Consider the following 25,001-nt stretch of genomic DNA (forward strand, 5'->3'; position numbering starts at 1 on the left):
GTCAAAATCCCTTGCGAAGAAGCGTCTGCAAAGCGGCCTTGTCGAGATTGCCGAGGCCCAGCGTCTCGAGGGTTCGGCCGCCTTGCGTAAAATCCTCACCGCAGATTGCGCCACCGATGGCCAGAAATCCCTTGGCCAGCGGCGTAGCCACGCCCGCCAGGCCGGCGACAGAGACCAGCAGCGATAGCCCAAGCCGCAAATCCTCTCTCATGTAGCGGTGCTCAGTCAGCACGATCCGCTCGCGCCAGTCGCCGGAATCGGTCAGCCGGTCGTGCGAGCCGCGGCCATACATCCAGATCTCGCCTTCCTTGGCATAGTGATGGGCGAGCGGAAAATGCGGTGCGCCATACCCGAGCGCCTCACGCACGGCCATCCGTTCGGCATCGAGCGCGTCGGTGACACGGCGAATCGCGGCTTGCGTTCCTTCCTTGTGGATGTCCCACTTCTCGAAATGCTCGATCGGGCCAGCATTCATCACGATCAGCGGCGGATGGATAATCGGGCCTGCATTCATCAGCGCACCGGAGAGAGCATCTCCGCACGGCTCGACCGCGCCGGGGAAAGCCTGTCCGATCACCTCAAGTGCGCGCGGCGCCTGATCGAGCGGGAGAACGCCGACCGGCAGTCGCTTGGCGCGGATGGTGATCGCCACCTCGAATGGTCCGTGCTTGCGGGTCAGCCAGGGCAAGGTCCCGGTTTCGGCAAAGCACGCCTTGGCGTGGTTGCCGGCATCCCGCGCAGCCTGGGCGAAGATCATCGAGCCGAACGTGGCCGGCGGCAGAAACACGACCTGTCCATCCCGCAGATGTGGAGCAAGCAGGCGCGCGATATCAGTCTGCGCGAAGGCGGGGGCGGGGCACAGGATCAGCTCTACGCCCTTGACGGCCTCGGCGATGCCGGTCGTCACCAGCGCCAATTTCACGTCGTGACGGCCGTTATGATCCTTCACCAGGATGCGCGAGCCGGCGGCGCGATGTGCTGCGACCTGATCCGCGTCGCGGCGCCAGAGCCGGACCTCATGTCCTGACAGCGCAAAATCGCCCGCGGCCGCGAAAGAGCCGTTTCCCCCACCCAGAACCGCAATCTTCAAGATGCTTCTCCTTGCGCGCGCGATTGCGCATCAAGCTGCTTCAGCAGGAAATGCTGGACCTTGCCGAGCGCTGTGCGCGGCAGGTCCGTGACGAAAACGATGTCGCGCGGAACCTTGTAGCGGGCGAGTTGTGTCTGAAGATGCGCTTTCAACGCGTCTGCTTCGAGCCGACAGCCGGATCGCGGGATCACATAGGCGATGGGGACCTCGTCCCAGCGTGGATCGGGCCGGCCGATCACGGCGCATTCGCTGACATCGGGATGTTCGAGCAGGACGCGTTCGACCTCCGCCGGATAGACGTTCTCACCGCCGGAAATGATCATGTTCTTCTTGCGGTCGCGCACCCAGAAATAGCCGTCCGCGTCGCACAGGCCGATATCGCCGGTACGATACCAGCCGTCGTGCAGCGCATCGCGCGTGGCATCCGCATTGCCCCAATATTCGAAGAACACGTTCGGGCCGCGCACCGCGATCTCGCCCGGTGCGCCCGCCGGCACCTCGTTGCCGGCCTGATCAATCACTTTCGCTTCGCAGCACAGGCCGGCAAGTCCGGTCGATCCCGCGCGCGAGAGATCGCCACCAAGCCGGGTGTAGACTGCAATGGGGCATGTTTCCGTCGAGCCGTAGACCTGGAGCACCGGGACGCCACGAGCAACGAAACGGTCGATCAGATGCGGCGGCACGATAGTCGAGCCGGTCGCGACGGCTTTGAGTGACGAAAGGTCGGTCGTGGTCCAGGCGGGATGCTCGCTTACGGCCTGGATGATCGCCGGCACCATCACGGTCAAGGTCGGCCGTTCCCGTTCGATGGCTGCAAGCGCGGTGTCCGGCGTGAAGCGCGCGTGAACCGTGACCATCGCACCCAGCTGGAGCGCCGCCGTGGTCTGGATGTTGAGGCCACCGACGTGGAAGAACGGCAGCAGCGTCAGCACATGGTCATTGGACGTCATGTTGTGCATGTGCTGGCTCATGACGCCGTTCCAGAACAACGCTTCCTGGCGCAGCACCGCGCCTTTCGGTCGTCCGGTCGTTCCCGATGTGTAGACAATGAGGAGCGGGCAGGAGAGATCGGTGTGCGGGTTGCGGCCGGTGCCCCGGCTTCGGGCCAACAGGTTTTCGAACGTCGTACCGCGAGGCGGCTCGAAATCGAGCCCGACAATTGCAGTGCCCTCGAGCTCGGCAAGAATTCCCTCAAAGGCCTGCTCGAGCACCAGGACCTTGGCGCCGGCATCGGTAAGGATGAAAAGCTGCTCGGCTATAGCCAGCCGCCAGTTCAGCGGCACCAGCATCGCGCCGAGCCGCGCGCAGGCATAGAGCAGAACCAGATAATCCGGCCGGTTCAGGCTGAGGATCGCAACGCGGTCGCCCCAACCTACGCCGAGCTCCTGCTTCAATGTCGCCGCCGTCCGCTCGATGCGTGCCGCGAACGCTGCATAGCTCAACCGTTCGCCTTCGAAGGCAATGGCCGTCTTGTCTGGCGCGAACGCCGCGTTGCGATCGATCAGACTGCAGAGATCCACCGTCAGTCGTCCGTTTCGCCGGCCTCGTACAGCGCCTCGCGCCCGATCCGGTCGAGGCAGAGCTCGGCTGTCCAGGGCAGCATCAGCGAGCCGCAGCGGCTGTCGCGATAGATCCGCTCGAGCGGCAGCGAGCGGAGCATGGCCTGACCGCCACAGGTGCGGATCGCGAGCGCGGCGAGCTCATTGGCGCCCTCCATCACCGAATATTGCGCGGCATAGGCGCGAAGCACCTGCTCCTTGCTCGGATTGGCGCGCGCCTCGGTGACCGCCTGGAACCAGATCGCCTTGATCTGCTCGAGCTTGATCTGCATCTGCGCGACCGCAATCTGCTTGGTCGGATACATCCTGCGCTTGACCGGCGGCATGCCTGGTACTTCGCCGCGCAAATATCGCACGGTGAAGTCATAGGCGGCTTGCGCAAGGCCCATATAGGTCGGCGACAGCGTCAGGAACATATGCGGCCAGCGCATCGCGGCCTGGAAATAGACGCCCCGCGGCATCAGCGCCGAATCTGCCGGCACGAACACGTCCTTGAACAGCAGCGTGCGCGAGACTGTTCCGCGCATGCCGAGCGGATCCCAGTCGCCGACGACCGAAACGCCTTCCGATTTTGCAGGAATGGCGAGGTAAAGCGTATTGCGGCGGGAAGCCTTCTCGCCTTCCTCGATCTCGGTGCAGAGAACGCCGTAATAGTCCGCATGGCCGGAGAGCGATGCAAAGATCTTCTTGCCGTTGACGATCCAGCCGCCCTCGATCGGCCGTGCTTCCGTGCCGAAAGCGACGCCGCCTGCCGCTGCCGCACCGCCCTCCGAGAAGGGCTGCGAATAGATCGCGCCATCCTCGACGATGCGCTTGTAGTGGACTGCGCGCCGCTGCTCGTGCTCGGCGCGAGTCTCTGCATCCATGTCGAGATCGTCGGCGAGCGGGCCCGACCACAGCGTCGAGCAGACATGCATGTTCCAGGTGAGCGCAGTCGCGCCGCAATAGCGGCCGATTTCGGCTGCCGCGAGGGCGTAGGTTTGATAATTCGCTCCGAGCCCGCCATGCTTCTTGGGCACGGCAATACCGAGCAGGCCGACGCGATGCAGGTCGCGATAATTCTCGGACGGGAAAATCGCCTCGCGATCGTAAGTCGCGGCGCGGTCGGCGAACACGCTCTGGCCGATCTCGCGGGCCCGGGCGATGATGCCGGCCTGCTCGTCGCTCAGTCGGAATGCGACGGGATCGAAGATCGGTGCATCCAGCGCGACCTTGTCACTCGCGCCGATGGTCTTGCTGACTTGCATGGTCATTGCGCAGTCATCCTACGTGTTGATCGCAACGGAGTTCAGGAACCGGCCGAGAGCCTCGCCAAAGGCATCGGGGCGCTCAAGGTTTGCAAGATGGCCGACACCGGCCAACTCGACATACTCGGCAGATGGAATGTAGGTCGCCGTCTTCGCCATCATTGGGGCTGGTGCGTTGTTGTCCTTGGAGCCGGACAGCAGCAGCGTCGGGATGGAAATGTCCTTGAGGGTGCTGCGTTGGTCGAAGCCAATCAACGCCAGCATCATGGCGCGATAGCTCGCCTCGGGCACGCTTGCCATGCACTCGCGTGCAAGCTCCATTCCCCTGGGATCAGGATCGTCGCCCACGAGTTCCTTCACCAGCGAGGGCGCCAGCGACTTCATCGTTTCGCCGCGATCGAGCGGCCCGAGCCGTGCGGCGATAAATGATTTCTGCCAATCGCCGTCGGCCTTGCCGAAGGCCGGGCTGGTCTGCGCCAGCACGATCGCGCGCGCCAGGTTTGGGGAGTGCACCAGCCATTTCTGGACGATCATGCCGCCGATGGAATGCCCGACCAGAATTGGCTTTCTAGCACCAAGCTGCTCGATGAATCGCTGAAGCGCATCCGCCAGGGCAGCGATGCTGACGCTGGGGAGCGATGCCGACCCACCATAGCCAGGCATGTCCCATGCAATCGCGTGGAAGCGGTCACCGAATGTGGCAAGCTGCTGCCGCCAGGCCCGTGCCGCACCGCCGATGCCATGCAGGAAAATCAGAGGTGTCCCGCCCGGATCGCCCGCTGCTTCATAGGCGAAGCGGCCGTCCTTTGTTATCATTGGCGCAGGCTGCGACACGCGACATCCTTTTGCTCGGCTCTTCGATGCTAACAGGCCTGTGAGGGATGGGAAGAGATAATTTTATACTTAAAGCAATTTTCGGGCCGGGGTCCGGCGTGCGGCTGTTGCGGCCGAGTCGAGCTTTGTTTGCAAAAATTTGAAGGTTAAAATATATCGAGAGAGCGATCAGCAGAATGCAAGGAAGCCAGCGCATGTCCGGATTACCGCATTCGCCGCACGCGCTGGTGACCGGTGGCGGTCGCGGCATCGGTCGCGCCATCGCAGCAGCGCTCGTCGAGGCCGGTGCCACGGTGACTGTCCTTGGGCGGAACGCTGCGACGCTTGAAGAGGCTGTCAGCGCAGGGGCAGCGCATTTTGCGGCCGTCGCCGACGTCTCGGACGAAACCTCAATGAAAGTCGCCATTTCTGAAGCGAGCGCGCGGAAGCCGATCGATATCCTGATCGCCAACGCGGGAAGCGCCGAGTCCGCGCCGTTCTCCAAATCCGACAGCGCCCTGTTCGCGCGCATGTTGGATGTCAATTTCATGGGCGTGGTCCATGCTGTCAGCGCGGTGCTGCCCGGGATGAAGGACCGTCCCTATGGTCGTATCGTCGCGATCGCGTCCACGGCGGGGCTCAAGGGATACGCCTATGTCAGTGCTTACACCGCGGCCAAGCACGCTGTGGTCGGTCTCGTGCGTTCCCTCGCCATTGAAACGGCCGGCAGCAACGTGACCGTCAACGCGGTGTGTCCCGGTTTCACCGACACCGATCTGGTCGCCGGCAGCATCGAGAACATCATGAAAAAGACGGGGCGTAGCCGCGAGCAGGCCATTGCCGAGCTCGCAAAGCATAATCCACAGGGACGACTGATCTCTCCTCAGCAGGTCGCGGATACCGTGCTCTGGCTGTGCGGGGAGGGCGCCGGCGCAATCACCGGGCAGGCGATCGCTGTTGCCGGTGGTGAGATTTAGCGCGCATGGCAAAGGCGCGGAACAAGGAAGCCAAGGAGATCGTATGAGCAGACCAGCCAATCCTGTGACCTTACCGCTTGCGGACTATTCGCCGCAGCACTTCCTGCTGGCCGTCGTCGATGGTGTTGCAACCGTGACGCTCAATCGCCCGGAACGGAAGAATCCGTTGACCTTCGAGAGCTATCGCGAACTCACCGATTTCTTTCGCGCCTGCGCCTTCGACGATGCGGTCAAGTCCATCGTCATGACTGGCGCTGGTGCCAATTTCTCGTCCGGCGGCGATGTGTTCGAGATCATCGGGCCGCTCGTGAAGATGGACACCAAGGGGCTGACGGCGTTTACGCGGATGACCGGCGACCTCGTCAAGGCGATGCGGGCCTGTCCGCAGCCGATCGTTGCTGCGGTTGAAGGCATTTGCGCCGGGGCGGGCGCGATCATCGCCATGGCGTCGGACATGCGGCTTGCGGCGAGCGGAGCCAAGGTCGCATTCCTCTTTAACAAAGTGGGCCTTGCCGGTTGTGACATGGGCGCCTGCGCGATCCTGCCGCGGATCATCGGACAGTCCCGCGCTTCCGAGTTGCTCTACACCGGCCGGTTCATGACCGCGGAGGAGGGCGAGCGCTGGGGCTTCTTCAGCCGCCTCGTCACCCCGGAGCAGGTGCTGCCGCAGGCTCAACTGCTCGCCAAGCAAATCGCGGAGGGCCCGACCTTTGCCAACACCATGACCAAGCGGATGCTGGCCATGGAATGGGCGATGTCGGTGGAGGAGGCGATCGAGGCGGAGGCTATTGCTCAGGCGCTGTGCATGACGACGGCCGATTTCGAACGGGCCTTCGAGGCCTTTGCCAACAAGGTCAAGCCCGTCTTCAGGGGCGACTAGGCCGGGCTTTGCCGGCAGCCTGCCGCAATGGGGACTTGCGCGCAATTAGTTTAGGCTTAAAATAGTTTCGGCGGGTTGAATTGGCGAGGCTCCCATGAAAGTCGCGATCATCGGTGGCGGACCTGCGGGTCTCTACGCTGCAATCCTGCTGAAGAAGCAGCGACCGAGCGCCGAGATCGCGGTATACGAGCGCAACCGCGCCGACGACACCTTCGGCTTCGGCGTGGTGTTCTCGGACGCCACGCTCGATAATTTCGAGAAGCACGACCTTCCGAGCTATCGCCGCATCACCCAGGAATTCGCCTACTGGGACGACATCGCAGTGCACTTCCGCGGAACGGTCCATCGGGTCGGCGGCAACGGCTTTTGTGGCTGCTCGCGGCAGAAGCTGCTCCTGATCCTGCAGGCGCGCGCGCGCGAACTGGGGGTCGTCCTGAATTTCGAAGCAGACGTCGAAGACGAATCCCGCTTCGCCGACGCCGATCTCATCCTGGTCGCGGACGGCATCAACAGCCGCTTCCGTGACAAATACGTCGATCATTTCGCGCCGGAAGTCGACCTCCGTACCAACAAGTTCGCCTGGATGGGCTCGACCAGGCCGCTGGATGCCTTCACCTTCATCTTCCAGGAGACGGAGTGGGGACCGTTCATTGCCCATGCCTATCAGTATGAAGCCGGACATTCGACCTGGATTTTCGAGACCGATCCGGAGACGTTCGAACGCGCCGGGTTGACAGGGCTGAACGAGACCCAGTCTGCTGCGCGAATGGCCGAGATCTTCGGCTGGTTCCTCGACGGGCACCAACTGCTCACCAACCGCTCGACGTGGCGCAACTTCCCCATGATCCGCAGCAAGCGGTGGGTCAAGGACAACATGGTTCTGCTCGGCGACGCCAAGGCGAGCGCGCATTTCTCGATCGGCTCGGGCACCAAGCTCGCGATGGAGGACGCGATCGCGCTGGCAGAGGCGATGGAGAAGGCACCCAGCATCAAGGCCGCGCTGGATGTCTATGAGCACGGCCGCCGCGAAGAGGTCGAGAAGACGCAGCACGCCGCCGACGTTTCGCTGGTCTGGTTCGAGCATGTCGACCGCTTCTGGGATTTCGATCCGGTGCAGTTCGCCTTCGGCGTGATGACGCGCTCGAAGGCGATCACCTATGACAATCTGAAACTCCGGGCTCCCGACTTCGTGGCGGAGGTCGAAAGATCGTTTGCCAAGCGTGTTCGTGACAGCGGTTTCGACGTCGACACCGAGAAGCCGATGGTGCCGCTGTTCCAGCCATTCCGGCTGCGCGAGATGGAGATCGCCAATCGCGCCGTGGTGTCGCCGATGTGCATGTATTCGGCGAAGGAGGGCATGCCGACCGATTTCCACCTGGTGCATTATGGATCGCGCGCGATCGGCGGCGCCGGCCTGATTTTCACCGAGATGACCTGCGTTGCCCGCGACGCCCGCATCACGCCGGGCTGCGCAGGACTGTGGAATGACGAGCAGGAGGCGTCCTGGCGGCGCATCGTTGATTTCGTCCATGCCAATTCAGCCGCAAAAATCTGCCTGCAACTGGGCCACGCCGGGCGCAAGGGTGCGACGAAGCTGATGTGGGACGGCATGGATCGTCCGCTCGAGGAGGGCGGCTGGGAGGTGTTCTCGGCATCGCCGCTGCCTTATTTCCCCGACAGTCAGGTTCCGCGCGAGCTCGATCGCGCCGGCATGAACGCAATAAGGGACGCTTTCGTGGCGGCGGCCGAGCGCGGCGAACGCGGCGGCTTCGACATGCTCGAGCTGCATTGCGCCCATGGCTATCTGCTTGCGAGCTTCATCTCGCCGCTGACGAACACCCGCACGGATGAGTATGGCGGCTCGCTGGCCAATCGCCTGCGCTTTCCGCTCGAAGTCTTCGTGGCGCTGCGGGCCGTGTGGCCGTCGCACAAGCCAATGTCGGTGCGCATTTCCGCGACCGACTGGGCCGAGGGTGGCATCGGCGGCGACGATGCGGTGGCGATCGCGCGCGCCTTTGCCGAGGCCGGCGTCGATCTCGTCGACGTCTCGACCGGGCAGACCGTGCGCGATGCGCAGCCGATCTATGGCCGCATGTTCCAGACCCCGTTCTCCGACCAGGTCCGCAATGAGGCGCGCGTGGCCACGATGTGCGTCGGCAATATCACGACGGCGGACCAGGCCAACACCATCCTGGCTGCGGGCCGGGCGGACCTCGTTGCGCTCGGGCGGCCGCATCTAGTCGATCCCTTCTTCACCATGCGGGCGGCGGCTTGGTACGGGGCGGACGACGCGTTCTGCCCGCCGCAATATCTTCCCGGAAAAGATCAGATTTTCCGCAACAGCGTGCGCGACCGGCAGGATCTCGAGGAGCTGAGAATTAAGGCTAAGCCCAAGACCCGGGCCGAGCTCAAGGCGGAGGCGACAAAGCCGCTTGCGGCGGAGTGACCGCCCGTGCGAATTTGGCCGCGTTGCCTGGTGTGTACCGAGTGGAGTGAGGGCGATGAAGGCGATTATCGTCGGTGGCGGTATCGGTGGTCTCACCACCGCATTGATGCTGCGCTCGCGGGGCCTCGCTTCCGAGATTTTCGAGCAGTCTGACACCATCCGCGAGCTTGGCGTCGGCATCAACACGCTGCCGCATGCCATGCGCGAGCTGGCAGGCCTCGGTTTGCTCCAGCAGCTTGACGATGTCGCGATCCGCACCGACCAGCTCTATTACCTCAACCGTCACGGCCAGGAAGTCTGGCGCGAGGCTCGCGGCATCGACGCCGGCCATGACGTGCCGCAATTCTCGATCCACCGCGGTCGACTTCAGGGCGTCATCCATCGTGCTGTCGAGGAGCGGCTCGGGCCGGAGGCCATCCACACTGGCTGCCGCCTCGGTGCCTTCACGCAGGACGAGAGCGGCGTCACCGCTTACTTCTTCGACCGCTCAGGCGCGCACATCCATACCGCGCGCGGCGACATCCTGATTGGTGCCGACGGCATCCATTCGCGGGTCCGTGACACGCTGTTCCCGAGCGAGGGGCCGCCATGCTGGAACGGCCTGATGCTGTGGCGCGGTGCGCGGGATTGGCCGCTGTTCCTCACCGGCAAATCGATGATTGTGGCCGGCGGGCTCAGCGCTAAGGTTGTGATCTATCCAATCGCGGAGGGATCGAGCCCGGCGAGCCGTCTCACCAACTGGGCGGTGCTGGTGAAGGTCGGCGAGGGCAATGTCCCGCCGCCACGAAAGGAGGACTGGTCGCGGCCGGGCCGGCGCGAGGAACTGATGCCGCATGTGGCGCGCTTTTCGGTGCCCTACGTTGACGTGAAGAGCCTGATTTCGGCCACGCCCGAGTTCTACGAATACCCGACCTGCGACCGCGATCCGTTGCCCTATTGGTCATCGGGCAGAGTCACGCTGCTCGGCGATGCCGCGCATCCGATGTATCCGGTCGGCTCCAATGGCGCCTCGCAGGCGATCCTCGATGCGCGCTGTCTCGCTGACGCGCTGGTGCGCGCCGAACATCCGCGCCAGGCATTGCTTGAATACGAGAAGAAGCGCCTGCCCATGACCGCGGACATCGTCCGCTCCAACAGGCGTGGCGGTCCCGAGGGCGTCATCGACGCAGTCGAGCAGCTCGCGCCTGATGGTTTCGACAATGTCGACAACGTGCTGAGCTATTCCCAGCGCGAGGCGATCGTGCGCGGCTATGCGACCAAGGCCGGCTTCGCCGCAGTGCCGGGACTTGCGGCGGTGCGGGCTTGAATCTAGCCGCCGGGAGGCGGCGGCAGGAAGTGGATGTTGAACTCGGCGGCCATCGCCACCACGTCCTCCGGCTTCTGTTCCTTCATGTTGTGGAGGCCCCAGAACAGGTCGAACAGCTTGCGGGTCGGTGACACCCAGAACAGCACCTTCGCGGTCTGCTCCGACTTGTTGAAGATGCCGTGCGGCACACCCATGCCGAGCCGGATCAGGTCGCCCGCGGTCGCCTGCGACTCGGAGTTGCCGAGCATGAAATCGAGCTTGCCCTCCAGCATGTAGAGATATTCATCCTGGTCGGGATGGATGTGCGGCGGCACGAACGTGCCCGGTGGCAGCGTCGCATGCCAGGAGAAGCTGTGCTCCGTGTTGCTCTTCGGCACATAGGTCTGGCCAAGAATGTTCCAGGAGATGCCCTGAATCCCCTCATTGGCCCGTGTGATGCCGGTGATTTCGCTCTTCATTGTGATCCTCCCTCAACGCGACGTGCGGCTTAGTTCGCCGCCTTGCAGTCCTTGGCGTAGCGGTCGCCGTAATTCTCAAAGACTTTCTGAACGATCTCGGTCTGGAACTTGCCGTCCGCGCGCTTGGCGACCTTGGTCAGATAGAAATCCTGGATCGGATAACCATTGGTGTTGAACTTGAAGGCGCCGCGCAGCGAGGTGAAGTCGGCCTTTTTCAGAGCGGCCGCGACCGCATCTTTGTTCGAGAGATCGCCCTTCACGGCCTTGACGGCGCTGTCGATCAGCATCGCGGCATCATACGCCTGGAAGGCGTAGGTGCCGGGCACGCCGTTAAAGGCGGCCTCGTAGGCGGCGACGAACTTCTTGTTCTGGGGATTGTCGAGATTGGGCGCCCAGTTCGCGCCGCCGAACATGCCGACCGCCGCGTCCTGTTGCGCCGGCAAGGTCGATTCATCCACCGTGAAAGCGGAGAGCACCGGAATGCTGTCGGCGAGGCCGGCCTGCTTGTATTGCTTGACGAGATTGACCCCGAGGCCGCCGGGCATGAACGTGAAGAGCGCATCCGGTTTCTGCGATGAAATCTTGGAAAGCTCCGGCTGGAAGTCCAGCGTGTTGAGCGGCATGTAGGATTCCTCGACGATCTCACCCTTGTAGTCGAGCTTGAAGCCGGCGACCGAGTCCTTGCCAGCCTGATAATTCGGCACCATCAGATACATGCGCTTGTAGCCACGATCCTGCGCGACCTTGCCGAGGATTTCGTGCACCTGATCGTTCTGATACGAGGTCACATAGAAGAACGGGTTGCAGTCCTTGCCGGCAAAAGTGGATGGGCCGGCATTGGGGCTGATCAGGAAGGTTTTCGATTCCGTCACCGGCCGGTGGATCGCCTGAAGGATGTTGGAGAAGATCGGGCCGACCACGAAGTCGACCTTGTCGCGCTCCAGAAGCCCCTTGACCTTGGTGACCGCTGCGTCCGGCTTCAATTCGTCGTCGACCACTACGACCTCGACTTCGCGGCCCCCCATCTTGCCGCCGAGATCCTTGACCCCGAGCGCAAAGCCGTCGCGAACCTGTTGGCCGAGTGCAGCGGCGGGTCCCGACAGGGTCACGATCACCCCCAGCTTGATCTTCTCCTGGGCGAGGGAAGGACTCACCGCGGTGCCAAGCAGCAAGGCGGCTGCGGCCAACGTCATTTGCGTCTTCATGATCTGTCCCCCGTGACAACAGGACTTGCGCTGCAAGCCGCTACTCCAATCCAAGTTTATGCCGATGATTGCTGCCGCGGCAAGCGAGCTCAAAGCGTCGTCATCCGGCGGGCAGCGGTGCATGCAAGTGGCGCGCCAATTATTTGAAGCCTAAAGAAATCGGCATGCGGTTGATTGTTGCGGCTTTACGCTTGCAGCCGGCGTCGATTTATTTGAAGCTCAAAACGTGGGGGATCCGTGCCGGGCGCCAATGCCGGCCGTGAGTGACTGCATCAACATGCTCGATTCCGAGACCAAGGCCGTCGAAACTCCGGAGGATCACGCCGAAGAGCTTCGGCTGTGGCTGCGCCTCTTGACCTGCACGACCCTGATCGAGGGCGAGGTTCGTGGCCGGTTGCGACAGCGCTTCGACGTCACATTGCCCCGTTTCGACCTGATGGCGCAGCTCGACAAGGCACCCGACGGCATGACGCTGTCCGACGTCTCCAAGCGCATGATGGTCTCGAACGGCAACGTCACCGGTCTGGTCGAGCGCCTCGTGGAATCCGGTCATCTCGACCGCCGCACGTCGGAGACCGACCGCCGCGTCCAGGTGATCCGGCTGACTAAACTCGGTCGCGGCGAGTTTCGCAGAATGGCCGCGGAACACGAAACTTGGATCGCCGATCTCTTCGCCGATCTGACGCCGAAGGATGTGCGCGAATTGATGCGGCTGCTCGCCAAGACCAAGGCATCGGCGCAGAAATCAGCCGCTCGCCGCCGGGCTTAGGTCCGCGGCTGAGGCACCCGCCAATACCGTTGCCGCCGGAAAAAGCACGGGATGCCCAAAATCCGCTATTGCGCGAAATTGCTTTAAGCCTAAAATGTTTCCGAGTGAGTGCTGCCGGGTGCTTTCCATGCTGAAAGGAGCGTGCGATGGCCAACGCCGCCAAGGTTCAAATCTCGGGCTCGCATGACGACAATGCCGCGACAGCCCATGTCGATGCGTTCGCGCGGCAGCATCTTCCGCCACGCGAGCTCTGGCCGGAATTCATCTTCACACGACCGGAACTGCAATATCCGCCCCGCCTGAACTGCGTCAGCTATTTCCTAGACCGCTGGGTCGAGCAGGGACATGGCGACGCTGCCTGCGTGATCAGCCCCGCCGTCAGCTACACCTATCGTGAGCTGCAGACGCTCGTGAACCGCATCGCCAATGTGCTGGTCGGCAAGCTTGGTCTCGTCACCGGCGGGCGCGTGCTGCTTCGCTCGGCCAACAATCCGATGATGGTCGCGACCTATCTGGCGGTGATCAAGGCCGGAGGCATTGTGGTGGCGACGATGCCGCTGTTGCGCGCCAAGGAGCTGTCCTATCCGATCCAGAAGGCGGAGATCACACTCGCGCTCTGCGATGGCAAGCTCGCCGAGGAAATGGAGAAAGCGAAAGCCGCAGCCCCCAGCCTCAAGCGCGTGGTCTATTGGGGCACCGGCAGTGGCGACTCGCTCGAGGCGCTGATGGGGGATGCAAGTCCGGAGTTCAAAGCTGTCGATACTGCATCCGACGACGTCTGTCTGATCGCTTTCACGTCGGGCACGACCGGCGATCCCAAGGGCACCATGCATTTCCACCGTGACATGCTGGCGGTCTGCGATGGTTATGCGCGCAACATCCTGCGGGCGGAGCAGACGGATCGCTTCGTCGGCTCGGCACCGCTCGCCTTCACGTTCGGCTTCGGCGGCGTGCTGTTTCCGATGCACATCGGCGCCTCCTTTGTCGTTCTGGAGAAGACGGCGCCCGACGACATTCTGAATGCGATCGAGCAGTACAAGACCACGGTCTGTTTCACCGCGCCGACTGCGTACCGGGCGATGATCGGCAAGCTTCCGGGCCGCGATATTTCCTCGCTTCGCAAATGCGTGTCCGCCGGCGAGACGCTGCCCAAGCCGACATTCGATGCCTGGCTGAAGGCGACCGGCATCAAGCTGATGGACGGCATCGGCTCGACCGAGCTGCTGCACATCTTCATCAGCGCGACCGAGGACGAGATCCGCCCCGGTGCGACGGGCAAGCCGGTGCCGGGGTATGAAGCGAAGATCGTCGACGATTCCGGCAATGATTTGCCGCCGGGCACGATGGGACGGCTCGCGGTCCGCGGGCCGACCGGATGCCGCTATCTCGCCGACGAGCGGCAGCGCAAATACGTCCAGAACGGCTGGAACATCACGGGCGACACCTATCTGATGGATAGCGACGGCTATTTCTGGTATCAGTCGCGCTCGGACGACATGATCGTATCGGCCGGCTACAACATCGCAGGCACGGACGTCGAGGCGGCGCTGCTCACGCATCCCTCCGTCGTCGAATGCGGGGTCGTCGGCGCGCCAGACGAGGCGCGCGGCATGATCGTGAAGGCCTATGTCGTTGCCGCGCCGGGCGTAACGCCGGATGCCGAGCTCGTGGCTGCGTTGCAGGAGCATGTCAAACGCGAGATCGCGCCATACAAATATCCGCGCGCGATCGAGTTCGTGACGCAGCTACCGAAGACCGAGACCGGCAAACTAAAGCGCTTTGCCCTGCGGCAACTGGCGCAGACTGCGGTGACGTCCTCCGGCGTCGTGGCGGGATGAGAGAAGGATAAAGAATTGTCCGTGATGACGCCGAAAGGTCCGCAGCTTGCGGCGCTGCCGACAGCAGCCGAGGACGAAACCCGCTCCAGGGCGCAGGTGCTCCAGCCGTCCGGTTGGCCGGTGCCGAAAGGCTATGCCAACGGCATTGCCGCCGAGGGACGCATAGTCGTCACTGGCGGCGTCATTGGCTGGGATGCCGAGGAGCGTCTCGCGGAGGGTTTTGTCGCGCAGGTGCGCCAAACCCTAGGCAACATCGCCGCGATCCTCGCGGAGGCCGGCGCGCAGCCAGAGCATCTGGTGCGCCTGACCTGGTACGTCGTCGACATGGAGGAGTACCTGGCGAACCTGAAAGAGCTCGGCAAGGCCTACCGCACCATCTTCGGCGCGCACTATCCGGCGATGGCGCTGGTTCAGGTCGTCCGACTCGTCGAGAAGGCGGCGCGCGTCGAAATCGAAGCCACCGCCGTCATTCCGCGCTGAACCGACGGCTGGCCCAGCTCGTCTTTTTTAGGTTCGCCTTGGCGAGATCACCTAGTCCTCAGGCTCCGCATCCGGCGCAAGATCGGCGGAGCGGAACGGCTTGGCCTTGTCGAGTTTCCGGTAGGCGCGCGAGGCGGTCCGCAACAGTTTCTTTTCGCGCTTGCGGTTGAGGAAGCGAATGCCCGCCTCGGGAACGGCCTCGTTCAATGACGCCGCCAAGGTTTGCCCTCGCGCATCGTCATTCAATCGCCCGAGGGACTTTTGCGCCTTGCGCAATTGCTTGAGGATCGACTGCTGTTTTGTCAGCGACTCGTCTGCGAACAGGTCCTCGAGCGACTCGATCGAATAGGTCAGCCGTTTGTTGAGAAGCCGCAGCTTGTGCCGTTTCTCGACATCGAGCTTGCGGAGCTTGCGTGCTTTCTTCAGCAGCGTCTTTTCCCATTCCGTGAGTTTCGCTGTTGCGTGGCCGGCGAGCGTGCAGCGGCGTAGCCTGATAGCTTCCTTGCTGCGCCGGGTCGACCAGGGGCCGCTCTCGATCCAGGCTGACGTCTGCGCGACGAGATGGCGATACGGCGCGGATTGCAGCGCGCGCGCCAACTGGCGATGGCTCTCGGCGCGCTTCTCGTCCCAGTGCTGGAGCTCGGCAATCACGGTCAACTCGCCGCCACTTTCGGCGATGACCCGCTCGATCGCCACGTCGAGGTCCCGCACCATGCCGAGCTGGCTGTTCAGCCATTTCAGTTCGGTCCAGACCTCCGGCCGAAGGGCGTCATCGACCATCGGCGAGAAGAAGCGGATGGCGGTGCGCAGATGCGTCAGTGCAATCCGGATCTGGTGCAGTGCCTCGGGATCGCCACGGCAGGTGCCGTCATGCTGGGCGCGAACGGCGGCGAGGTGACGGCGGGCGATGATCCGGAACGCCGTGTCGCAGACCATGCCGGGGCTGAGGCGGCCGGGCAGGGCATTGCGCCTCGCCGCAGGCTTGACGCGCGCGGCCGTCGAACTCGTGCTGGGTCGCGCCATTTGCAGATTGCCTTACTTGCTCTCGGCGATCGCGTCCCGGCAGTTCTGGAGCGTCTGCTCTTGCGTCCCGGATGCATCGATGGTCGCCCAACCGACATGGCCGATATTATAGTGCTCTTGCAGCGCGGCAACCTCTTGCGTGGCGTCGGATGCGTCGCCCCGGCGGCCTCCGATCCGCGCCTGCCGGATCGCGAGGTCTGCAACCAGAAACAGGCCGCTCAGCGGCACGTTGCGCTCGCGCGCCAGTGGGGCAACCGCGTCTCGTTCGTCCTCACGGGCGAACACGCCGTCGATGATTGCTGAATGGCCTTGCGCCAGCACCCGCCCGGCGTGCTGAGCCAATATCTCGTAAACGCGGGCCGTGACCTCCGGTGTGTATGCGGATGCCGGCAGCCGGTCCGTTTCCTCCACCCCGAACATCTGCTTGCGGACGAGGTCGCTGCGCAGCACGACGGCGCCCGGCTGCGGCGTAACGTCGGGCGCGAGCGCGCGTGCCAAAATCGTCTTTCCGGTGCCTGACAGCCCGCCGATTGCAATCAGTCGGGGAGCGGGCGGCTGGATCAGCGCGCGGGCGAGGCCAAAATAGCGCCGTGCCCCGTCGAGAAGGCCCGGATCACCGGAATGCGGCGGCTTCAGCCGTGCCAGCGCGACCTGAGCGCGGATCGCCGCCCGGACGGACATGAACAGCGGCAGTGCGGAGAGCGCGTCGAGATTTTCGACCGGAGTCGCGGCGAGATAGCGGTTCAGCACGATATTGGCCGCGCGTGGCTGATCGTGGTGCAACAGATCCATCAATCCGAATGCGAGATCGTAGACCACGTCGGTGGTTGCCATCCGGGCGTCGAACTCGATGGCGTCGAACAGCACCGGCCGCTCGTCGATCGACACGATGTTCGCAAGATGCAGGTCGCCATGGCAGCGGCGCACGAAGCCTTGACGGCCGCGCTGTTCGAGCAAAGGCCGGAGGCGGAGGAACATTGCGTGCGAGTCTCTGCCGAGTTCTGCGATCTCTTCGGTTTCGAAATGATTGCCGGTCCGCAGGCCATTGCTGTTGCCATCGATCAGGCCGGGGATGGAGGAAACCCATGCGTTGCCGTCGGCGCAAACAGCCTGCGCATGCGAAGCCGCGATCGCGTCGGCGACAGCCAAGGCAAAAGTGTCATCCAGTGCTCCGGCCTTGGCCAGATGATTCAGCGTCCGGCTTTCGTCGAAGCGCAACATGTCGACCGCATACTCGATCGGCCGGCCGCTTCCGTCCACCTTCACCGATCCATCGGGCTCTTCCGTGATCGCCACGACGCGGTGATAGATCTGCGGCGCCAGCGGCCGGTTGATCCTGATCTCCTCCTCACACGCCGCCTTGCGCTTCTCGAGCGTTGAGTAATCGAGGAATGGAAACTGCACGGCACGCTTGATTTTCAGGGCGCGCCTGCCTTCGAGGAAGACCGAAGCTGCGTGCGTATCGATCCGCCTCACGTTCGGATGACCCGCGGAATTGGTGAGCGCCGCAAAGATCCGGTCCTGGGTCGCAGAATCGTCTGTCATTCCAGCTGGTACGTCCAGATGCGTCGGAAGCGGCTCACCCCGCGATCAGGGTAATCCATAGAAGCAGATCGCGGCCAGTCCTTGACTTCGGTCAACGCCTGTCTCCTTCCGACCGGTCGGAGTTCCCGGGCTTGACGAGGATCAAGCGTCCCAACCAAAGCCGGCCTATTCTGGCGCCTGAGGAGATCCCGATGCCCATCAAGGACGTCTTTCTGCCGCTCGTCGGCCAGCCACGCGGCCCGGCCCTTGCTGCGATCGAGACATGCGTGGCCGTTGCCGCCGACCTCGGCGCCAGGATCACCGCGCTGGCACTTGAGGAGGATGTCTTCGTGCGGCCGAAGGTGATGCTCCCCGATGCGACCGAGGCAAACCGGGCGCTTGGCGCGGGCGACAGTCAGCATCTCCTGGATGCGTTCACCCGCGCAACCTCCCGCACCGGCATTCGCGCTCAAAGCCGGTCGGCCAAGGTGCCGGCAGACCAGATCGCGTCAGTCCTGGCCGAGCACGGACGCTTCAGCGATCTCACGCTGCTCCCCGTGACGCCACACGACAGCCGAACCGAGCACATCATCGAGACGCTGCTGTTCGAATCCGGCCGGCCAGTGCTGCTCTGCCCGGAGCAGCATGTGGACGAGCTGCGCCCGGAATTGGAGAACGTCATGATCGCCTGGGATCATTCCGCGCGTGCGGCGCGTGCGGTCGGCGACGCGCTGCCTATCCTTCAGGCAGCAGCCCTGGTCCGCGTGGTGACCGTGGCGGACGACAAGTCCGACGCGATCGTGCAATCCGGCACGGCTCTCGTCGATCATTTGAGGGAACACGGGGTCTACGCCTCGTTCGAAACCGCGAAGGGCAACGGCAGCTCGATTGGCAAGGTGCTCGGAAGCTGGGCGAATTCCCATGCCATCGATGCGATCGTGATGGGCGCCTACCATCATTCGCGCCTGAACGAGATCGTTTGGGGCGGTGTGACAAAGACCGTCATTGGCGAGCCACCGTGCTGGGTTATGCTCTCGTACTAGGCGGGTCGCCAGTTTATTGGGCTTGATCGTCAACCATCGGAACCACCACCGACCGGGCGCATTTGCTTTCATGTCAACCTATCGTCTGAAGAACCTGCTGTCGCCGCGTTCGGTCGCGCTCGTCGGTGCGAGCGCCCGCCCGGTGTCCGTTGGACGCGCCGTTCTGGAGAACATCCGTAAGGCTGGATTCACGGGACAGTTCGGCCTCGTCAATCCGCGCCATGCCGAGATCGGCGGCGTCGCGGCGGTGGACAGCCTCGATCAATTGCCGTTCGTGCCCGAGCTTGTGATCATCACCGCGCCGGCGCGCGCGGTTCCCGGCATTGTCGATCAAGCCGGGCGGCGCGGCTCGGCGGGTGCCCTGATCGTCTCGGCCGGGCTCGGCCACGGACCGGGGTCCCTGCACGAGGCCGCCATCACTGCGGCCCGCAAATACGGCATGCGGCTGATCGGGCCGAACTGCCTGGGCATCATGATGCCCGGCGTGAGCCTCAACGCGAGTTTTGCCGCGCACATGCCGGGGCCCGGGAATCTCGCGCTGATCTCGCAATCGGGCGCGATCGCGGCCGGCATGGTCGATTGGGCCGCGCAGCGCGGCGTCGGCTTCTCCGGCATCGTCTCTATCGGCGATCAAATCGACGTCGATCTTGCCGATCTGCTCGACTATTTCGCGATGGATCACAAGACCCGCGCGATTCTGCTCTACATCGAATCCATCAAGGACGCGCGCAAGTTCATGTCGGCCGCGCGTGCCGCGGCGCGCGTGAAGCCGGTCGTCGTGGTGAAGTCCGGCCGAATGGCGCAGGGCGCGAAGGCGGCCGCCACCCATACCGGTGCGCTCGCGGGGGCCGACGCCGTCTATGACGCGGCGTTCCGCCGCGCGGGCGTCCTGCGGGTCTCCGATCTGCGCGAGCTGTTCGATTGCGCCGAGACGCTGGGCCGCGTCGAGTCGCCGGCGGGAAAGCGCCTCGCCATCCTGACCAATGGCGGCGGCATCGGTGTCCTCGCCATCGATCGATTGGTCGAGCTCGGCGGCATTCCGGCGAGCATCTCGGCCGACGCGCGCAAGAAACTCGACGAGGTGCTGCCGCCGACCTGGTCCGGCGCAAATCCCGTCGACATCGTAGGTGACGCCGATGCGTCGCGCTATGCGGCGGCGCTCGACGTGTTGCTTGCCGATCCCGACAACGATGCGGTCCTCGTCCTCAACGTGCAGACCGCGATCGCCTCGGCTGCCGATATCGCAACGATGGTGACCGAACGCGTCAAGGCATATCGCGAGAAGCACCGCAATTGGGCCAAGCCCGTGCTCGCCTCGTGGATCGGAGCAGACCAGAACATCATCGAAACACTGTCCGGCGCCGGCATCCCGAACTATCCGACCGAGGATGATGCCGTGCGCGGCTTCATGTACCTCGTGAGGCACCGCGAAGTCGTGGAGGAGCTGAGCCAAGTTCCACCGGCGATGCCCGACACGTTCGTGCCGGACGCACGTGCCGCAAGACAGATCGTAGCTGCTGCCATCGCAGACGGCCGCCAATGGCTCGAACCCGTCGAGATCAAGCACCTGCTCGAAGCCTACGATATCGCGATGGTGCCCACATACGCCGCGGGCGATGTCGAGCAGGCGGTGGCCTACGCGAAAGACATCTTTGCGCAAGGCGCCACCGTCGTGCTGAAAATCATGTCGCGCGACATCGTCCACAAATCCGATGTCGGCGGCGTCGTGCTCAATCTGACGACGGTCGAGGCGGTGCGCGCCGCCGCTACTGATATTCTCGGTCGGGCGAGAAAGCTGCGTCCCGAAGCCCGCATCGAGGGCGTCATCGTGCAGGCGATGGTGGTGAAGGCTAAGGCGCGCGAGTTGATTCTGGGCCTCGCCGACGATCCGACCTTCGGCACGGTCGTTGTGTTCGGCCGCGGCGGGACCGCGGTCGAGATCATCAACGACAAGGCGCTTGCGCTTCCGCCGCTCGATCTGCAACTGGCCCGCGACCTGATCGACCGCACGCGCGTGTCCCGGCTGCTTCGCGCTTACCGGGACGTGCCGGCGGTGAGGCCCGACGCCGTCGCCATGGTCCTGGTCAAGCTGGCGCAGATGGCCGCCGACATTCCCGAGATCCGCGAATTCGACATCAATCCGCTGCTGGCGGATGAAACCGGCGTGACCGCGGTCGACGCTCGCGTCGCGGTCGGGCCGCCGCAACGGAAGTTTGCCGGCTCGGGCGCCGCCAACTTCGCCGTTCGGGCCTATCCGTCGCAATGGGAGCGCCGCCTCAAGCTCAAGGAGGGCTGGCGGATCTTCGCGCGGCCCCTGCGTCCGGAGGACGAGCCGACCATCCACGCATTCCTGCGTCATGTCACGGCGCACGACCTTCGTCTGCGTTTCTTCGCGCCGATGAAGGAGTTCACCCACGAGTTCATCGCGCGCCTGACCCAGCTCGACTACGCGCGGGCGATGGCCTTTATCGCATTCGACGAGGCGACCGGTGAGATGGTCGGCGTGGTCCGACTCCATTCGGACTCGATCTACGAGAGCGGTGAATATGCGATCCTGCTGCGGTCCGACCTCAAGGGCAAGGGTCTGGGATGGGCCCTGATGCAGCTGATCATCGACTACGCGAGATCGGAGGGCCTCAAAGCGATCTCGGGTGATGTTCTCAGGGAGAACACCACCATGCTGGAGATGTGTCGCCAGCTCGGCTTCGATGTGAAGCCGGATCCGACCGAGCCGGATATCTGCGATGTCAGGCTGAAGCTCTGAGCGCGCCGCTACAGCTGGCCTTGAGACAGGTCAAGCCGGCCGCCCCATGCTAGCCTAGAACTGCCGGCTGAACGGGCCCCGGTTGTCCCGATGAGGTGGAATCGTGAACTCCGAACCGCTGTTGCTGGCGAGGCCCTCCGGCGAAGAGCTGAAATTGTGCCCGGAAGGGCCGTGGATTGCCGCGAACGTGTCGATGCTGGAGACGTTGTCCCGGTCGGTCGGGGCGGACGTCGATCGATCCAGAGCCGTGACGCTGGACTTGTCGGGCGTCAGTGCGCTCGACACGCTCGGCGCCTGGGTCCTGGAAAAGCTATCGCGCAGGGCCTCATCATCCGGTCGACCGGCCGAATTTGTCGGTGTCGCCGACCATTTCAGTGGCCTGATGGAGGAGGTGCGTCAGGTCAACCGCCACACGCCGCTGCCGGCGCCCGCACCCAACCCGATTGTGCTCAGGCTGAACGATCTAGGCAAGTCCGCGGTCGGCGCGCGCGAAGACATCACGATCTTTCTCCAAATGCTGGGCGCGTTGTTCATGGCCGTGATCGGCGTGCTGCGCCGGCCGCGCTCGCTGCGGCTGACATCGCTGATCTATCAGCTCTACCGCATCGGCTGGCAGGCCATCCCCATCGTCGTGTTGATCACCTTCCTGATCGGCGCCATCATCGCCCAGCAGGGATTCTTCCATTTCCGCAGGTTCGGCGCGGAGTCCTACACTGTCGACATGGTCGGCATCCTGGTGCTGCGCGAGCTTGGCGTGTTGATCGTCGCCATCATGGTCGCCGGCCGCTCGGGAAGCGCCTACACTGCCGAGCTCGGCTCGATGAAGATGCGCGAGGAGATCGATGCGCTCTCGACCATGGGCCTCGATCCCGTCCACGTCCTGATTCTGCCGCGGGTTGCGGCCCTGGTGATTGCGCTGCCGATCCTTGCTTTCATCGGATCGATTGCCGCACTCTATGGCGGCGGCCTGGTCGCGCAGTTCTACGGCGGTATGGCGCCGGCGATCTACATCGCGCGGCTGCACGAGGCGATCTCGGTCACCCATTTCGAGGTGGGCATCCTGAAGGCGCCGTTCATGGCGCTGGTGATCGGAGTAGTCGCCTGCAGCGAGGGCTTGCGCGTGAAGGGTAGCGCCGAATCGCTGGGACGACAGACCACGACGTCGGTGGTCAAGTCGATCTTCCTGGTGATCGTGCTCGACGGCCTGTTCGCGATCTTCTTCGCCTCGATCGGAATGTGATCATGGGCGAATCGCAAGAGCAGTTCGCGATCCGCGTCCGCGACCTCGTGGTCGGCTTCGGCCGACAGACCGTGCTCGATCATCTGTCGCTCGACGTGCGCCGGGGTGAGATCCTCGGGCTCGTGGGGGCGTCCGGTGGCGGCAAGTCGGTGCTGATGCGAACCATCATCGGCCTCATCCCGCGCCAAGGCGGGACCATCGAGGTTACGGGACGGCCAATCGGCGGCCGCACCGAAGGTGCGGCCACGACCTGGGGCATCCTGTTCCAGCAGGGCGCGCTGTTCTCCTCGCTGACGGTCCGGCAGAACATCCAGTTTCCGCTCCGTGAAAATCTCGTCCTGTCGCAGGAGCTGATGGACGAGATCGCGATCGCCAAGCTCGAAATGGTCGGGCTGCGGCCCCAGGATGCCGATAAATCTCCGGCGGAGCTATCCGGCGGCATGACCAAGCGCGTGGCGCTGGCGCGCGCGCTCGCGCTCGATCCGCCGATCCTGTTCCTGGACGAGCCGACCTCAGGCCTCGATCCGATCGCGGCGGGTGATTTCGATGCGCTGATCGGGACCCTGCAAAAGACCCTCGGCCTCACCGTGTTCATGGTCACCCATGATCTGGCGAGCCTGACCACGGTCTGCGATCGGGTCGCCGCTCTCGCCGACGGCAAGATCATGGCGGTCGGTCCGATGCGCGAACTGCTGCAATCCGAGCATCCCTGGGTGCGCGCCTATTTCCACGGCAAGCGCTCGCAGATGCTGCAACACGAGATGAGATGAGACATGGAAACCCGCGCTCCCTACGTGCTGATCGGCAGTTTTGTCCTGGCGGCGATCCTCGCGGTGTTCGGCTTCGTCTATTGGCTGAACAACACCGGCGGGATCGGGCCGCGCACCAGCTATCACGTGCAATTCCAGGGCCCGGTGCCCGGTCTTCTGGTCGGCGCCGGCGTGCTGTTCAACGGCATCCGCGTCGGCGAGGTCACCCAGCTCGGGCTTGCGCCGGACAATCCACGCTTTGTCAATGCGACGATCTCGGTTGCTTCAACCACGCCGGTGCGTGCCGACAGCAGGGTCGGGCTCGATTTCCAGGGGCTGACCGGCGTGCCGGTGGTGACGCTTGAGGGAGGCGTCATCGTCACTAAATCCGGCGAGCCCCAGACCTTGATTGCCGAGGCCGGTGCGGGCCAGAGCATGACGCAGGCCGCGCGCGATGCACTGCGGCGGGTCGACACCGTGCTGGAGGACAATTCGGGCCCGCTGAAGGACACCATCGCCAATCTCAAGACCTTCTCCGACGGGCTTGCGCGCAACACCGGCAAGATCGACGGCATTTTGGCGGGCCTGGAGAAGATGACCGGCGGCGGAACGCCGGCGCAGAAAGTCACCTATGATCTGCGCACGCCGCAGAACCTCGGTCCGGGCGGCAAGACGCTCTCGGCGTCACTGGCCATCCCCGAGCCGACAGCGGTCGCCATGCTCCAGACCCAGCGCATGCTGTTCGCGCCGGGCGGCGATAATCCGGGCTTTGCGGACTTCCTCTGGGCCGACAGCATTCCCAAGCTGATACAGGCGCGTCTGATCGACAGTTTCGAGAACTACGACATCGCCCACGCGCCGTTGCGCACGGCCGATCTCGGGCAGGCGGACTATCAGCTGCTGATCGACATCAGGCGCTTCCGCATTGCCACCGAGGGGGAGACGCGGGTCGAAATCGGGCTGTCGGCGCGGATCGTCGACAAGAACGGCAAGGTGATCGCCTCGCGTCTCCTCGAGACCAGCGAAAAGCTCGACAAGGTCGAGCCCGCCATAGCGGTCGCAGCGTTCGGTGTGGCCTTCACGCGCATCGCGAAGGAGCTGATCGGCTGGACGGTGCAGGCGGTGTGAGGGCGGCTATTCCAAGGTCTTGAGGTAGGACAGGAGATCGTGGATCTGGTCCGGACTGAGCTCGAAGGCCGGCATGTCGGCGTGGCCGGTGTTGATGCCCTCGGCCAGCGCCTCCCCAAGGCTCTCGATGGGATAGCGCTGGTGCAGGGTCCGCAGCGGCGGTGCGATCTTGAGCGGACTGTTCGACGCACGGTCGATCGCGTGGCAGCGCGCGCAATTGGCTCGCGCAAAGGCCTTGCCGCGTTGTTCGGCCGTCGGGGCCGCCAGGGCAGGCGTGATCAGAAGCGACCCGATCAAGCCGTGACGCAGCATTCCTTGCAGCATGTAAAGCGACCCCATCTACGCCTGGGAGAAGAATAGGGCGGGGATTCCCTCCAAAATTGATCTGGGTCAACCGGCTTTGGCGCACTGCAGTAAAATGCAGCTGCGCGGCGGAATGGGCCTGATGGGCAGCCGGCGCTT

The 25,001-nt window shown here is 63.9% G+C and carries 21 protein-coding genes; 12 read left to right on the top strand and 9 right to left on the bottom strand.

Annotated elements, in window-relative coordinates:
• Nucleotide 1: 1 nt before the first annotated feature.
• The 4 genes from AC0L3B_RS30775 to AC0L3B_RS30790 are packed head-to-tail and all read right to left on the bottom strand — an operon-like array spanning nucleotide 2 to nucleotide 4,712.
• A complete protein-coding gene (locus AC0L3B_RS30775) occupies nucleotides 2-1,090 on the bottom strand; it encodes an NAD/NADP-dependent octopine/nopaline dehydrogenase family protein (RefSeq protein ID WP_247404963.1) in 1,089 nt (362 codons plus the stop codon).
• Nucleotides 1,087-2,610 carry a class I adenylate-forming enzyme family protein gene (locus AC0L3B_RS30780; RefSeq protein ID WP_473381582.1) on the bottom strand — a complete coding sequence of 508 codons (1,524 nt, stop codon included), beginning with the start codon at nucleotides 2,608-2,610 and terminating at the stop codon, nucleotides 1,087-1,089. Before AC0L3B_RS30780 ends, AC0L3B_RS30775 begins: the two co-directional genes overlap by 4 nt.
• 2 nt (nucleotides 2,611-2,612) lie before the next feature.
• Nucleotides 2,613-3,902 (bottom strand): acyl-CoA dehydrogenase family protein, encoded by a 1,290-nt coding sequence (locus tag AC0L3B_RS30785; RefSeq protein WP_473351740.1) that lies wholly within the window; start codon nucleotides 3,900-3,902, stop codon nucleotides 2,613-2,615.
• A 12-nt stretch (nucleotides 3,903-3,914) separates the two neighbouring features.
• Nucleotides 3,915-4,712 carry an alpha/beta fold hydrolase gene (locus AC0L3B_RS30790; protein WP_473351741.1) on the bottom strand — a complete coding sequence of 266 codons (798 nt, stop codon included), beginning with the start codon at nucleotides 4,710-4,712 and terminating at the stop codon, nucleotides 3,915-3,917.
• Nucleotides 4,713-4,924: 212 nt separating this feature from the next.
• On the opposite strand from AC0L3B_RS30790, the gene AC0L3B_RS30795 reads away from it, so the two are divergent.
• From AC0L3B_RS30795 to AC0L3B_RS30810, 4 genes are all read left to right on the top strand, one after another.
• A complete protein-coding gene (locus AC0L3B_RS30795; RefSeq protein WP_473381583.1) occupies nucleotides 4,925-5,686 on the top strand; it encodes an SDR family NAD(P)-dependent oxidoreductase in 762 nt (253 codons plus the stop codon).
• Nucleotides 5,687-5,729: 43 nt separating this feature from the next.
• On the top strand, nucleotides 5,730-6,566 hold the full coding sequence (locus tag AC0L3B_RS30800; RefSeq protein ID WP_354264145.1) for an enoyl-CoA hydratase family protein: 837 nt from the start codon (nucleotides 5,730-5,732) through the stop codon (nucleotides 6,564-6,566).
• 94 nt (nucleotides 6,567-6,660) lie between these two features.
• A complete protein-coding gene (locus AC0L3B_RS30805; protein WP_473381584.1) occupies nucleotides 6,661-9,012 on the top strand; it encodes a bifunctional salicylyl-CoA 5-hydroxylase/oxidoreductase in 2,352 nt (783 codons plus the stop codon).
• Nucleotides 9,013-9,067: 55 nt separating this feature from the next.
• The gene (locus tag AC0L3B_RS30810) at nucleotides 9,068-10,318 is read left to right on the top strand and encodes a flavin-dependent oxidoreductase (protein ID WP_085349502.1); all 1,251 of its coding nucleotides are present in this window, start codon (nucleotides 9,068-9,070) and stop codon (nucleotides 10,316-10,318) included.
• A gap of 2 nt (nucleotides 10,319-10,320) precedes the next feature.
• Here AC0L3B_RS30810 and AC0L3B_RS30815 read toward each other — a convergent pair whose 3' ends face one another.
• Complete coding sequence (locus AC0L3B_RS30815) at nucleotides 10,321-10,776, bottom strand: cupin domain-containing protein (RefSeq protein ID WP_007601580.1); 456 nt, start codon at nucleotides 10,774-10,776, stop codon at nucleotides 10,321-10,323.
• 29 nt (nucleotides 10,777-10,805) lie between these two features.
• Complete coding sequence (locus AC0L3B_RS30820; RefSeq protein ID WP_085349501.1) at nucleotides 10,806-11,981, bottom strand: ABC transporter substrate-binding protein; 1,176 nt, start codon at nucleotides 11,979-11,981, stop codon at nucleotides 10,806-10,808.
• Between the two features lie 250 nt (nucleotides 11,982-12,231).
• On the opposite strand from AC0L3B_RS30820, the gene AC0L3B_RS30825 reads away from it, so the two are divergent.
• From AC0L3B_RS30825 to AC0L3B_RS30835, 3 genes are all read left to right on the top strand, one after another.
• On the top strand, nucleotides 12,232-12,750 hold the full coding sequence (locus AC0L3B_RS30825) for a MarR family winged helix-turn-helix transcriptional regulator (protein ID WP_085384657.1): 519 nt from the start codon (nucleotides 12,232-12,234) through the stop codon (nucleotides 12,748-12,750).
• A gap of 146 nt (nucleotides 12,751-12,896) precedes the next feature.
• Complete coding sequence (locus AC0L3B_RS30830) at nucleotides 12,897-14,588, top strand: benzoate-CoA ligase family protein (protein ID WP_473381585.1); 1,692 nt, start codon at nucleotides 12,897-12,899, stop codon at nucleotides 14,586-14,588.
• A 21-nt stretch (nucleotides 14,589-14,609) separates the two neighbouring features.
• Nucleotides 14,610-15,068, top strand: a complete 459-nt coding sequence (locus tag AC0L3B_RS30835) for a RidA family protein (RefSeq protein WP_473381586.1) — start codon at nucleotides 14,610-14,612, stop codon at nucleotides 15,066-15,068.
• A 51-nt stretch (nucleotides 15,069-15,119) separates the two neighbouring features.
• Here AC0L3B_RS30835 and AC0L3B_RS30840 read toward each other — a convergent pair whose 3' ends face one another.
• Both AC0L3B_RS30840 and AC0L3B_RS30845 read right to left on the bottom strand, forming a co-directional pair.
• The gene (locus AC0L3B_RS30840; protein ID WP_473381587.1) at nucleotides 15,120-16,091 is read right to left on the bottom strand and encodes a CHAD domain-containing protein; all 972 of its coding nucleotides are present in this window, start codon (nucleotides 16,089-16,091) and stop codon (nucleotides 15,120-15,122) included.
• Nucleotides 16,092-16,103: 12 nt separating this feature from the next.
• Complete coding sequence (locus tag AC0L3B_RS30845) at nucleotides 16,104-17,636, bottom strand: bifunctional aminoglycoside phosphotransferase/ATP-binding protein (protein ID WP_473351746.1); 1,533 nt, start codon at nucleotides 17,634-17,636, stop codon at nucleotides 16,104-16,106.
• Nucleotides 17,637-17,827: 191 nt separating this feature from the next.
• Here AC0L3B_RS30845 and AC0L3B_RS30850 point away from each other — a divergent pair, with 191 nt between their 5' ends.
• The 5 genes from AC0L3B_RS30850 to AC0L3B_RS30870 all read left to right on the top strand — a co-directional run bounded on the left by AC0L3B_RS30850 (nucleotide 17,828) and on the right by AC0L3B_RS30870 (nucleotide 24,539).
• Nucleotides 17,828-18,658 (top strand): universal stress protein, encoded by an 831-nt coding sequence (locus AC0L3B_RS30850; protein ID WP_085349496.1) that lies wholly within the window; start codon nucleotides 17,828-17,830, stop codon nucleotides 18,656-18,658.
• 70 nt (nucleotides 18,659-18,728) lie between these two features.
• Nucleotides 18,729-21,422 carry a bifunctional acetate--CoA ligase family protein/GNAT family N-acetyltransferase gene (locus AC0L3B_RS30855; protein WP_473381588.1) on the top strand — a complete coding sequence of 898 codons (2,694 nt, stop codon included), beginning with the start codon at nucleotides 18,729-18,731 and terminating at the stop codon, nucleotides 21,420-21,422.
• Nucleotides 21,423-21,525: 103 nt separating this feature from the next.
• The gene (locus AC0L3B_RS30860) at nucleotides 21,526-22,662 is read left to right on the top strand and encodes an ABC transporter permease (RefSeq protein WP_473351748.1); all 1,137 of its coding nucleotides are present in this window, start codon (nucleotides 21,526-21,528) and stop codon (nucleotides 22,660-22,662) included.
• A 2-nt stretch (nucleotides 22,663-22,664) separates the two neighbouring features.
• Nucleotides 22,665-23,432 carry an ABC transporter ATP-binding protein gene (locus AC0L3B_RS30865; RefSeq protein WP_473381589.1) on the top strand — a complete coding sequence of 256 codons (768 nt, stop codon included), beginning with the start codon at nucleotides 22,665-22,667 and terminating at the stop codon, nucleotides 23,430-23,432.
• A gap of 3 nt (nucleotides 23,433-23,435) precedes the next feature.
• Nucleotides 23,436-24,539 (top strand): ABC-type transport auxiliary lipoprotein family protein, encoded by a 1,104-nt coding sequence (locus AC0L3B_RS30870; protein ID WP_085349492.1) that lies wholly within the window; start codon nucleotides 23,436-23,438, stop codon nucleotides 24,537-24,539.
• A gap of 6 nt (nucleotides 24,540-24,545) precedes the next feature.
• Here the strand turns inward: AC0L3B_RS30870 and AC0L3B_RS30875 are convergent, their stop codons facing one another.
• A complete protein-coding gene (locus AC0L3B_RS30875) occupies nucleotides 24,546-24,863 on the bottom strand; it encodes a c-type cytochrome (RefSeq protein ID WP_204513975.1) in 318 nt (105 codons plus the stop codon).
• Nucleotides 24,864-25,001 lie beyond the last annotated feature (138 nt).

It is taken from the genome of Bradyrhizobium sp. Kon56 (assembly GCF_055807635.1).